An 11516-nucleotide genomic window follows, 5' to 3' on the forward strand; every position below is an offset into this window, starting at 1 on the left:
GGCGGAGGGTCCGTTGAGCTAGGTCACGCCTTGCGGAGGTAGTACGTGAGGCCGAGCTCCTCGTCGCGGGTGGCGGTGAGGCTCTCGGGGCGGCCCTCGGACACCGAGGCGGCGAGCACCTCGGCGGCGACCTCGTCGGCGTGGGCGCGCAGCGCCTCGGCGAGGTCGGTGCCGGTGGCCTCCCACCACAGGTCGATGCGGTCGGTCACCTCCAGGCCGGCGGCCTTGCGGCCCTCCTGGACGAGGCGGACGGCCTCCCGAACCAGGCCCGCGCGGCGCAGTTCGGGCGTGACGGTCAGGTCGAGCGCGACCGTCTCGCCGGCGGCGCTCTCCACCGCCCAGCCGCTGCGCGGGCGCTCGGTGACGATCACGTCGTCCGGGCCGAGCGGCACCGCGCCGACGCCGTCGGCCTCGACCTGCGCCGAGCCCGCGCGCAGCGCCTGGACGAGGGCGGCCGGATCGGCGGAGGTGATCGCCTTGGCGACCTTCGGGGTGTCCTTGGCGTACCGCTTGCCCAGCTCGCGGAAGTTGGGCTTGACCTCGTACTCGACCAGGTCGCCGCCGATCGAGGACAGCTCCTCGAAGCCGAGCACGTTCAGCTCCTCGGAGATCTGCGCGCGCAGCTGCCCGGGCAGCGCGGACCAGCCGGGGGCGCCGACGAGGGCGCGGCCGAGGGGCTGGCGGGTCCGGACGCCGCTGGCGGCACGCGCGGACCGGCCGAGCTCGACCAGCCGCCGGACGAGCGCCATCCGCTCGATCAGCTCCTCGTCGAGGAGGCCCTCGTCGACGGCGGGCCACTCGGCGAGGTGCACCGACTCGGGGCCGTCCTCGGCGCGGATCACGTCCCAGACGTGGTCGGTGATGAACGGGACGATCGGCGCCATCAGCCGGGTGAGGGTCTCCAGGCACTGGTAGAGCGTCGCGAACGCGGCCGAGCCCTCCGGCGTCTCCGGGCCCTCCCAGAAGCGCCGCCGGGAGCGTCGCACGTACCAGTTGGACAGGTCGTCCACGAACTGCGAGAGCCGGCGTCCCGCGCGGGCGGTGTCGAACTCCTCCAGCGCGGCGTCGACCTCGCGGACGGTGCGGTGCAGCTCGGCGAGCGCCCACCGGTCCAGGAGCGGGCGGTCGGCGGGGGCGGGCGCCTCGGCCAGCCGGTCCGGCGTCCACGCGCGCCCCTGCGCCTGCGCCGCGTTGGCGTACAGGACGAAGAAGGACGCGGTGTTCCAGTAGGTCAGCAGGACCTTGCGGACGATCTCCTCGAGGGCGCCGTGCCCGACGCGGCGGGACGCCCACGGCAGCCCGCTCGCGGCCATGAACCAGCGGACCGCGTCGGCGCCGTGCTGGTCCATCAGCGGGATGGGCCGCAGCACGTTGCCGAGGTGCTTGCTCATCTTGCGGCCGTCCTCGGCGAGGATCAGGCCGAGGCACACGACGTTCTCGTAGGACGACCGGTCGAACACCAGCGTCCCGACGGCCATGAGCGAGTAGAACCATCCGCGGGTCTGGTCCTGGGCCTCGCAGATGTACTGGGCCGGGTAGGCGTCCTCGAAGACCTCGTTGTTGCGGTGGGGGGCGCCCCACTGCGCGAACGGCATGGACCCGGAGTCGTACCAGGCGTCGATGACGTCGGGGACGCGGCGCGCCTCCGCCCCGCACTTGGGGCAGGGGAGGGTGACGTCGTCCACGTACGGGCGGTGCGGGTCGAGCGCGGAAAGGTCACTGCCCGCCAGCTCGCCCAGTTCCTTGAGCGAACCGACGCAGGTGACGTGCTCCTCGTCCTCGCCGCAGACCCACAGGGGGAGCGGCGTGCCCCAGTAGCGGCTGCGGGACAGCGACCAGTCGACGTTGTTGCGCAGCCACTCCCCGTACCGGCCGTGCTTGACGGTCTCGGGGTACCAGTTGGTCTTCTCGTTCTCCTCCAGCAGCCGGTCCTTGATCTGCGTGGTGCGGATGTACCAGGCCGGGAGCGCGTAGTACAGCAGCGGCGTGTGGCAGCGCCAGCAGTGGGGGTAGCTGTGGTCGAAGTGCCCGCCGCGGAACAGCAGCCCGCGCGCGCGCAGGTCTTCGGTGAGCGGCTCGTCGGCGTCCTTGAAGAACTTGTTGCCGACCAGGGGCACCTCGCGCAGGAACCGCCCGTCCGGCCCGATCGGGTTCACGATCGGCATGCCGTAGCGCTTGCAGACGGTCATGTCGTCGCCGCCGAACGCGGGGGCCTGGTGGACGAGCCCCGTGCCGTCCTCCACGGTGACGTAGTCGCCCAAGACGACGTAGTGCGCGTCGGGGATGTCGACGAGGTCGAACGGCCGCCGGTAGGGGGTGCGCTCAAGCTCGGTGCCCTGGAAGGTGGCGAGCCGCTCGGCGCCCTCGCCGAGGACCTGGTCGACCAGGGGCTCGGCCACCACGAGGACCTCGTCGGACCCCTCCGGCCGGGCCGCCACGTACGTGACGTCGGGGTGGACGGCCACGGCGGTGTTCGACACCAGCGTCCAGGGGGTGGTCGTCCAGATCAGCAGCGCGGCGCCCATCTCGGCCAGGGGGCCGGACGTGACGGGCATCCGCACGAACACCGACGGGCTGGACACGGTCTCGTACCCGCCCGGCTGGCCCAGCTCGTGGTCGGACAGGCCCGTCCCGCAGCGCGGGCAGTACGGCGTGATGCGGAAGTCGCGGAACAGCAGGCCCTTGTCGAACACCTGCTTCAGGGACCACCAGACGGCCTCGACGTACTCGGGGTCCATCGTGCGGTAGGCCTGGTCGGTGTTGACCCAGTAGCCCATCCGCTCGGTCATCTCCTCGAAGGCGTCCACGTGGCGCAGGACCGATTCGCGGCAGCGGGCGTTGAACTCCGCGACGCCGTACTCCTCGATGTCCTTCTTGCCGGTGAGGCCGAGCTCCTTCTCCACGGCGACCTCGACGGGCAGGCCGTGGCAGTCCCAGCCGGCCTTGCGCGGGACGTGGTGGCCCTTCATGGTCTTGAAGCGCGGGAAGACGTCCTTGAAGACGCGGGCCTCGACGTGGTGGACCCCGGGCATGCCGTTGGCGGTCGGGGGGCCCTCGTAGAACACCCACGGGGTCCCGGACGCGGTCCGCTCCAGGGACCGCTCGAAGACCTTGTTCTCCTGCCAGCGGTGCAGCATGTCCCGCTCCAGGGCGGGCAGATCAACCTGCGCGGGCAGCGGCCGAAAAGCTCGGCTCACGATGGCGGACCTCCGGATCGACGCGAACACGGTGACCGGAGGGACGAGGCGGCTGCCCCGCGGTACCACCCTCCTTGACCGTGCCCGTGCGGCGCGGTCCGCTTCGTTCCAGTCTGGGCGGCCGGGTCTACTGGGCCCCTCGGCGGGGCGGTTCTTCCGGCGGCTCCGGGGTGATCAGACCGCCGGGCTCGCCCCCGGGCTCGCACCGTCCCCGGGTCGCTCATGGCTGCGTGCGGCGGCAGGTGTCCCCATCAGTGCCTGCCATGCGACTGCTCGTCCCGACTTTAACGCACGCCGGGCCCCGCCTCTTCCCCTTTTCCCTCGCCGGGGACACGGTTCCTTTGCGATCTCGTGCGCGGCGGGGGAGTTTCCATGCGTTCGGCGACCGGGCATAAGCGGTCGGTAACACGGCCCAGGTTGTTTACCGTGCCCGAGAGAGGGGACCAATGCTGCCCGCACTGCCCGTTGAGGCGACCAGCGCGAGGGAGGCCGACATGGCCGGCGCGATGAGGGGCGCGACGCCCGCCGCAAGCAAGAGCCGGGGCACGGCTCGGCCGTCCCAGACCCGGACGCCCGCCGCGAGGACGGGCGCGAGAACGGGTGCGGCGGGGAAAGGCGCAGCAGGAAAAGGCACGGCTGAGAAAGACGCCCCGGGAAAGGGCGCCGCCGGAAAGGGCGGGGCGGGAAAGGACGCGGTCGACGCGGTCGACGCGGTCGAAGCGGGCGCCGCGAAGAACCCGGCGAAGGGCACCGCCGTGAAGCCGGGCAAGGCGGCCGGGCGCCGGCCCGGGAAGCCGGGCGGGGCCGGGACGGCCGCCAAGACCGGCGGGGCGGCGCCGGACGTGCGGGAGCCGGCCAGGACGGCCGCCGCGGAGCTGCCGGTCCGCGAGGGGGAGCACCAGTGGACGCCGGCGGAGCTGGCGGAGGTGCGGGCGGGCCTGGAGGAGCAGATCGAGGGGCTGCGCAGCGAGATCGCCGCGTCCGCCAGCCAGATCGCCGAGGGCGACGCGAGCGACGGGGCCGGCGACGACCAGGCCGACGCGGGCGCCAAGACCTACGAGCGCGAACACGAGCTCGCGCTGGCCTACAATTCACAGGACCTGCTCGCCCAGATCGAGCGGGCCGTCCAGCGGATGGACGCCGGCACGTACGGGATCTGCGAGTCCTGCGCCAGGCCGATCGGCAAGGCGCGCCTCCAGGCCTTCCCGCGTGCGACCCTGTGTGTGACATGCAAACAACGCGAGGAACGTCGCTGAGCGACTCAACGAACCCAGAGCGGCAGGCCGGGGAGACCGCGGAGTCTCCCCGGCCGCGCCGCGTCGGCGTGCTGGTCGCCGTGGCCCTGGCCGCGCTCGCCGCCGACATCGTGTCCAAGATCATCGTGGTGTCGACGCTTCAGGACCGCGCGCCGGTCCGGCTGCTCGGCGGCCTGCTGACGCTGCGCGAGACCCGCAACAGCGGCGCCGCGTTCTCGATCGGCACCGGCTACACCATCGTGTTCACGCTGATCGCCTGCGGGGTGGTCGTGGCGATCCTGCGGACCGCCCGGAACCTGCGCAGCGCGCCGTGGGCGGTCTGCCTCGGGCTGCTGCTGGGCGGCGCGATCGGCAACCTCATCGACCGGCTGCTGCGGGCCCCGGCCCCGCTGAAGGGCCACGTCGTCGACTGGATCCAGCTGCCGCACTGGCCGGTGTTCAACCTGGCCGACTCCGCGATCGTCTGCGGCGGCGTGCTGGCCGTCCTGCTGGCGGCGCGCGGCCTCCAGGTGGACGGGACGCGCCTCAAGGACGAGGGCTCCGGCGCCGACGAGACCCCGGACTCGGACGAGGGCCCGGAAGCGGAGACGTCCTCCGGCAAGGGGGAGGCCGCCGCCGAGGGCCGTGCCACCGAGCGCGCGGCCGCAGGCGAGCCCGAGGGAGAGGCCGAGGTTCCGGCCCCCGAGGAGAAGTCGTGATGGGCGACGTGCGGAGCCTCCACGTCCCCGACGGCCTGGAGGGTGAGCGGATCGACGCCGCCCTGGCGCGCCTGTTCGGGCTGTCGCGCGGCAGCGCCGCCGACATCATCGCCGCGGGCGACGTGGCATTGGACGGCGCGCCGGTGGCCACCAAGTCCGAGCGGCTGCACGCCGGCGCGTGGCTGGAGGTCACGCTCCCGCCGCCTCCCGCGCCGCCCGCCCCGGTCGCCGAGCCCGTCCCCGGGATGGGCGTGCTGTTCGAGGACGACGACATCGTCGTGGTGAACAAGCCGGTCGGCGTCGCCGCCCACCCGACCACCGGATGGACGGGCCCGACCGTCCTCGGCGGGCTGCTCGGGGCCGGGCACACGATCGCCACCAGCGGCGCGTCCGAGCGGCAGGGGATCGTGCACCGGCTCGACGCCAACACCACCGGCGCCATGGTCGTGGCGAAGAGCGAGGTCGCCTACTCGCGGCTCAAGCGCGCCTTCAAGGAGCGCCGCATCGACAAGCGCTACCAGGCGCTCGTCCAGGGCCATCCCGACCCGTTCCGCGGGACGGTCGACGCCCCCATCGACCGGCACCCCTCCGGCGACGGCCGGTTCGCGGTCGTCGCGGGCGGGAAGCCGTCCGTCACCCACTACGACACCGTCGAGGCGTTCCGGGCGGCGTCGCTGCTCGACATCGACCTGGAGACGGGCCGCACGCACCAGATCCGCGTCCACATGTCGGCGATCCGGCATCCGTGCGTGGGCGACATGGCCTACGGAGCCGACCCGACCCTGGCGGAGCGCCTCGGCCTCAGGCGGCAGTGGCTGCACGCCGTGCGGCTCGGGTTCGAGCACCCCACCAAGGGCGAGTGGGTGGAGTTCGAGAGCCCCTACCCGGACGACCTGGCCCACGCCCTGGAGATCGTCGCTGCCGAGTCCTGAATGCAGGACAGAGCGCCCCTCAGAGACCGAGGAGGCGCAGCCCCGCCGCGACAGCGGCCGCGACGACCAGCACCACCAGGAACGGCGCGCGCAGCAGGAGCGCGGCGACGGCGGCGCCCAGGCCCGCCAGCCGCGCGGCGTCCAGATCGAGGGCCCGGCCGTCGGCGAGCGCCTGGACGGCGATCAGCGCGGTGAGCAGGGCCACGGGGACCAGTTCGGTGAACCGGCGCACCCGGGGGTCGTCCAGCATGCGGCGCGGGGTGAGGAGCCCGCCGAGCTTCAGCGCGTAGCAGCCGAGCCCGGTGGCGATCACCGCGATCCAGACGCTCACGGCGCGGTCCTCCGGCCGAGCAGGGCGGGCAGCGCGGCGACGGCGGCCAGCATGACCGGCACGCCCGGCGGCAGCACCGGCGTCGCCGCCACCGCGATCACCGCCGCCGCGACGGCGACGCGGACCGCGGTCCGCCCGCTCGTGAGCCGCGGCCAGAGCAGGGCGAGGAACGCCGCCGGACCGAGGACGTCCAGGCCCACGGCCTCGGGATCGCCCAGCCGCGCCGCGCCCACCGCGCCCAGCAGCGTGGTGAGGTTCCACGCCAGGTAGAGGGTGATCGCCGTCGTGTAGAACCCGGCGCGGGCCGCGGCCCGGCCGCGCTGGGCGGTCGCCACGGCGGCCGTCTCGTCGATGACGACGTGCGCGGCGGCGAGCCTGCGCGGGCCGCGCACGCCGAGCGTCGCCGCGAGCCGCATCCCGTACAGGGCGTTGCGGCCGCCGAGCAGGACCGCGCCGAGGGTCCCGGCGACGAGCCCGCCGCCCCCGCCGATCACCCCGGCCAGCGCGAACTGGGACGCGCCGGTGAACGCCAGGAGGCTCAGCGCGCACGCCTGCGCGACCGTGAGCCCCGCCGTGACCGCCGCGGCGCCGAACGCCAGGCCGGACACCCCGACGGCGATGCCCACGCTGAGCCCGTGGCGTATGGCCGCGGCCCGCGCGGCCTCGTCCGACTCGCCCGCCTCCGGAGCGGTCTCGTCCGGGACGTCCTCACCGGCCGCCCGCGCGGACCCGGGCGCGCTCATCGGCCGGACTCGGCCGCGTCCAGCCCCGCCTCGATGATCGCGTTCACGATGGGGGCGAGCCGTTCCGGGCCGAGGGAGGGGGCGCGCACCGCCATGGCCTCGACGATCCGCCGCTCGCGCTCGGGGTCGCGGCCGGCGAAGCCGCCGACCGGCTTGAGCCGCTGGACGACGGCGGCGACCGCGGTGCGGTGCTCCAGCAGCGTCGCGAGGGCGGCGTCGAGGCCGTCGATCGCCTCGCGGGCCTCGGCGAGCGTGGTGACGTCGGCGGCCGACGGCAGCGCGACCCGCATCTCGCCGGACGGCTCGCGGACCGGGCACGCCGCGTCCGCGCCGACGTGGTCGATCACCTGGTCGTTCATCTCGGATCCCCTCTCGCGCGGCCCTTCCGGGCGGGGGAGCGGGTGCCCCGGGCCGCGCCTGATCAGCGAAAAGGCTGCTCCAGAAGAAAGGCGGAGTCCACGGGGACTCCGCCTCGGCCGGCTCCGGGGTCGTCGCTAGGTCGCGCGGGCGACCGGCTCACCCGGAGCCGGCTGCGTAAACCTGAGATGGCGACGTTCCACGGGACGATCGTATGCCGTGCCGCCCGGCGGGCCAAACTCCGGACATCCCGTCCCGGGTTTCGAGACGACCGGAAGGGGGCTCCCGGGATTGGGCGCGTCGGGGCGCGAGTGACCAGGGATGCGGGTTAGGCTCTCAGAGCCGCGTCGTTCCGGCGCCCGCCGGCCCGACGACGTTCCCCCGGTACCGAGCCGCGACCACGTGCCGACTCCGCACGTGGGCGGTCGCATGCGACGAGCAGGAGGCGCAGCACGCATGGCCGACTCTTTCGTTCACCTGCACGTTCACACCGAGTACTCCATGCTCGACGGAGCCGCGCGGTTGAAGCAGATGTTCGAGGAGGTCGGCCGGCAGAAGATGCCGGCGATCGCGATGACCGACCACGGCAACATGCACGGCGCCTACGACTTCCACAGGCAGGCGACCGCGGCCGGCGTGACCCCGATCATCGGCATCGAGGCCTACATGGCGCCGGAGTCCCGCTACCACAAGAAGAAGATCCAGTGGGGTGAGCCGAGCCAGAAGCGCGACGACGTCTCCGGCGGCGGCCTGATCAACCACATGACGCTGTGGGCGCGGAACAGGGCGGGCCTGCACAACCTGTTCAAGCTCTCCAGCCGCGCCTACACCGAGGGCTTCGTCTTCAAGTACGCGCGCATGGACGAGGAGCTGCTCGCCGAGCACTCCGAGGGCCTCATGGCCACCACCGGCTGCCCGTCCGGCAAGGTCCAGACCCGGCTGCGGCTCGGCCAGTTCGACGAGGCGCTGAAGGCCGCCGCGAACTTCCAGGACATCCTCGGCAAGGAGAACTACTTCCTGGAGCTGATGGACCACGGCCTCGAGATCGAGCGCCGCGTCCGCGACGGCCTCATCGAGATCAGCAAGCGGCTGAACATCCCGCCGGTCGTCACCAACGACTCCCACTACACGCACGAGTCCGAGGCCACCGCCCACGACGCGCTGCTGTGCGTGCAGGTGGGCAAGCAGCTCGCCGACCCCGACCGGTTCCGGTTCGACGGCAGCGGCTACTACCTCAAGACCGCCGAGGAGATGCGCGCCATCGACTCCTCCGACATCTGGGCCGAGGGCTGCAGGAACACCCTGCTGATCGCCGAGCGCGTCGACCCCGCCGGGATGTTCGAGTACCGCGACCTCAGCCCCCGCTTCCCCGTCCCGGAGGGCGAGACCGAGGAGAGCTGGTTCCGCAAGGAGGTCTGGAAGGGCCTGGAGCGCCGCTTCCCCGACGGCCTCCCGGACGGCTACAAGGAGCAGGCCGAGTACGAGATGGGCGTCATCCTCGGCAAGGGGTACCCGTCCTACTTCCTCGTCGTCGCCGACTTCATCATGTGGGCCAAGGAGAACGGCATCCTGGTCGGCCCGGGGCGAGGCAGCGCCGCGGGCTCGCTGATCGCCTACGCGATGGGCATCACCGACCTCGACCCCATCCCGCACGGGCTGATCTTCGAGCGGTTCCTGAACCCCGAGCGCGCGTCCATGCCCGACATCGACATCGACTTCCCTGAAGACCGGCGGGCCGAGGTCATCAAGTACACGACCGAGAAGTGGGGTGCCGACAAGGTCTCCTTCATCGCCACGTTCGGCACCATCAAGGCGAAGGCCGCCATCAAGGACGCGGGCCGCGTCCTCGGCTTCCCGTACGCGCTTGGCGACCGGATCTCCAAGGCGTTCCCGCCCGCCGTCATGGGCAAGGACATCCCGCTGTCGGGCATCTTCGACGACAAGCACCCGCGCTACGGCGAGGCGGGCGAGCTGCGCAAGCTGTACGAGGAAGAGACCGACGTCAAGCAGATCATGGACCTGGCGCAGGGCCTGGAGGGGCTGATCCGCCAGACCGGCGTGCACGCCGCCGGGGTCATCATGTCCGGCGAGACGATCACCGACCACATCCCGATCATGCGCCGGGACGCCGACGGGGCGATCATCACGCAGTTCGACTACCCGACCTGCGAGTCGCTCGGCCTGCTGAAGATGGACTTCCTCGGCCTGCGCAACCTGACGATCATCGACGACGCGCTCCAGGGCATCCGCAAGAACAAGGGCGTCGAGGTCGACCTGCTCGCCCTCCCGCTGGACGACAAGAAGACCTACGAGCTGCTCGCCCGCGGCGACACCCTCGGCGTGTTCCAGTTCGACGGCGGCCCCATGCGCTCCCTGCTCCGGCTGATGAAGCCGGACAACTTCGAGGACATCTCCGCCGTCGGCGCCCTGTACCGGCCCGGCCCCATGGGCGCGAACTCCCACACCAACTACGCGCTGCGCAAGAACGGCGCGCAGGAGATCACCCCGATCCACCCGGAGCTGGAGGAGCCGCTCAGGGAGATCCTCGACACCACCTACGGCCTGATCGTCTACCAGGAGCAGGTCATGGCGATCGCGCAGAAGGTGGCGGGCTACACGCTCGGCAAGGCGGACCTGCTCCGCCGCGTCATGGGCAAGAAGAAGAAGGCCGAGCTGGACGCCCAGTTCGTCGGGTTCGAGCAGGGCATGATCGACAACGGCTTCTCCAAGGAGGCCGTGAAGACGCTGTGGGACATCCTCGTCCCGTTCTCCGACTACGCCTTCAACAAGGCCCACTCCGCCGCGTACGGCCTCGTCTCCTACTGGACGGCCTACCTCAAGGCGAACTACCCGGCCGAGTACATGGCGGGCGTGCTCACCTCCGTCGGCGACGATAAGGACAAGAGCGCCCTGTACCTGTCGGAGTGCCGCCGGATGGGCCTGAAGGTGCTGCCGCCCGACGTCAACACGTCCGAGGCCGACTTCACCCCGCTCGGCGACACCGAGATCCGTTTCGGCCTGTCGGCCGTCCGCAACGTCGGCACCAACGTCGTGGACGGGATCGTCGCGGCCCGCCGCGAGAAGGGCGCCTACACCGACTTCAACGACTTCCTCAACAAGGTCCCGCCGCCGGTGTGCAACAAGCGGGTCGTGGAGTCGCTGATCAAGGCGGGCGCGTTCGACGAGCTCGGCCACCAGCGCAAGGCGCTGCTGATGGTGCACGAGCAGGCCATCGACTCGGTCATCGACATCAAGCGCAAGGAGGCCGTCGGCCAGGACTCCCTCTTCGGCGCCCTGGAGGACGACGGCGGCGAGGACGCGTTCGCCGTCGCGATCCCCGAGGGCGAGGAGTGGGACAAGACGACCCTTCTCGCCTTCGAGCGGGAGATGCTCGGCCTCTACGTGTCGGACCACCCGCTCCTCGGCGTCGAGCACATCCTGGAGCGGGAGGCCGACTGCACGATCGCCGTCCTGAACGGCGGCGAGCGTCCCGACGGCCAGGTGGTCATCGTGGCCGGGCTGCTGTCCGGCCTCCAGCGCAAGGTCACCAAGCAGGGCAACTCCTGGGCCATGTTCCAGCTGGAGGACCTCGGCGGCTCCATCGAGGTGATGTGCTTCCCGTCGTCCTACCAGCTGTGCTCGACCCTCCTCGCCGAGGACGCCATCCTCGTCGTCAAGGGCCGCCTGGACCGCCGCGAGGACGTAGCGAAGATCATCGCGATGGAGGTCGTCCAGCCCGACCTCAGCGTCACCGACGCGACCGGCCCGCTCTCGGTCACGCTGCCGCTGGGCCGCTGCACGCCCCCCACGGTGTCCCGCCTCAAGGAGGTGCTGATCACCCACCCCGGCACCGCCGAGGTGCACCTCCACCTCCAGAACGGCCCCCGCACAACGGTGGTCCGCCTGGACGACCGACTCCGCGTGGCCCCGTCCCCCGCCCTGATGGGCGACCTGAAGCAACTCCTGGGCCCGTCCTGCCTGGGGTGACCCAGGCGTAGCCCC

8 protein-coding genes are annotated in these 11516 nt (G+C 72.1%); 4 read left to right on the plus strand and 4 right to left on the minus strand.

Translation table 11 applies throughout. The annotated features are described in order from the left end of the window. Positions 1–23: 23 nt before the first annotated feature. On the minus strand, positions 24–3197 hold the full coding sequence (ileS, locus tag AB0C69_RS27655) for an isoleucine--tRNA ligase (RefSeq protein WP_360358142.1): 3174 nt from the start codon (positions 3195–3197) through the stop codon (positions 24–26). Positions 3198–4039: 842 nt separating this feature from the next. Between ileS and AB0C69_RS27660 the strand changes: the two genes are divergently transcribed. From AB0C69_RS27660 to AB0C69_RS27670, 3 genes are all read left to right on the plus strand, one after another. After that, positions 4040–4453: a TraR/DksA C4-type zinc finger protein gene (locus AB0C69_RS27660; protein ID WP_345175625.1), complete on the plus strand. Its 414-nt coding sequence runs from the start codon at positions 4040–4042 to the stop codon at positions 4451–4453. A 68-nt stretch (positions 4454–4521) separates the two neighbouring features. Next, a complete protein-coding gene (gene lspA, locus AB0C69_RS27665; protein WP_360358143.1) occupies positions 4522–5151 on the plus strand; it encodes a signal peptidase II in 630 nt (209 codons plus the stop codon). Beyond that, complete coding sequence (locus AB0C69_RS27670) at positions 5151–6083, plus strand: RluA family pseudouridine synthase (protein WP_345175469.1); 933 nt, start codon at positions 5151–5153, stop codon at positions 6081–6083. The genes lspA and AB0C69_RS27670 overlap by 1 nt, the downstream gene beginning before the upstream one ends. 19 nt (positions 6084–6102) lie before the next feature. Here AB0C69_RS27670 and AB0C69_RS27675 read toward each other — a convergent pair whose 3' ends face one another. The 3 genes from AB0C69_RS27675 to AB0C69_RS27685 all read right to left on the minus strand — a co-directional run bounded on the left by AB0C69_RS27675 (position 6103) and on the right by AB0C69_RS27685 (position 7447). Next, positions 6103–6414, minus strand: a complete 312-nt coding sequence (locus AB0C69_RS27675; protein ID WP_345175467.1) for an AzlD domain-containing protein — start codon at positions 6412–6414, stop codon at positions 6103–6105. Further along, on the minus strand, positions 6411–7058 hold the full coding sequence (locus tag AB0C69_RS27680) for an AzlC family ABC transporter permease (RefSeq protein ID WP_360358145.1): 648 nt from the start codon (positions 7056–7058) through the stop codon (positions 6411–6413). The genes AB0C69_RS27675 and AB0C69_RS27680 overlap by 4 nt, the downstream gene beginning before the upstream one ends. Before the next feature lie 95 nt (positions 7059–7153). Next, positions 7154–7447 carry a chorismate mutase gene (locus AB0C69_RS27685; protein ID WP_345175620.1) on the minus strand — a complete coding sequence of 98 codons (294 nt, stop codon included), beginning with the start codon at positions 7445–7447 and terminating at the stop codon, positions 7154–7156. A gap of 523 nt (positions 7448–7970) precedes the next feature. Between AB0C69_RS27685 and dnaE the strand changes: the two genes are divergently transcribed. Then, the gene (gene dnaE, locus AB0C69_RS27690) at positions 7971–11501 is read left to right on the plus strand and encodes a DNA polymerase III subunit alpha (RefSeq protein WP_360358144.1); all 3531 of its coding nucleotides are present in this window, start codon (positions 7971–7973) and stop codon (positions 11499–11501) included. Positions 11502–11516: the final 15 nt, after the last annotated feature.

Origin of the sequence: Actinomadura sp. NPDC048032 (assembly GCF_040653175.1) — a bacterium.
Taxonomy (GTDB): Bacteria; Actinomycetota; Actinomycetes; order Streptosporangiales; family Streptosporangiaceae; genus Spirillospora; species Spirillospora verrucosospora.

Coding starts and splice junctions, on each gene's coding strand:
- AB0C69_RS27670 (WP_345175469.1), top strand. CDS start 5,151: ATGGGCGACGTGCGGAGCCTCCACGTCCCCGACGGCCTGGAGGGTGAG.
- AB0C69_RS27685 (WP_345175620.1), bottom strand. CDS start 7,447: ATGCGGGTCGCGCTGCCGTCGGCCGCCGACGTCACCACGCTCGCCGAG.
- dnaE (WP_360358144.1), top strand. CDS start 7,971: ATGGCCGACTCTTTCGTTCACCTGCACGTTCACACCGAGTACTCCATG.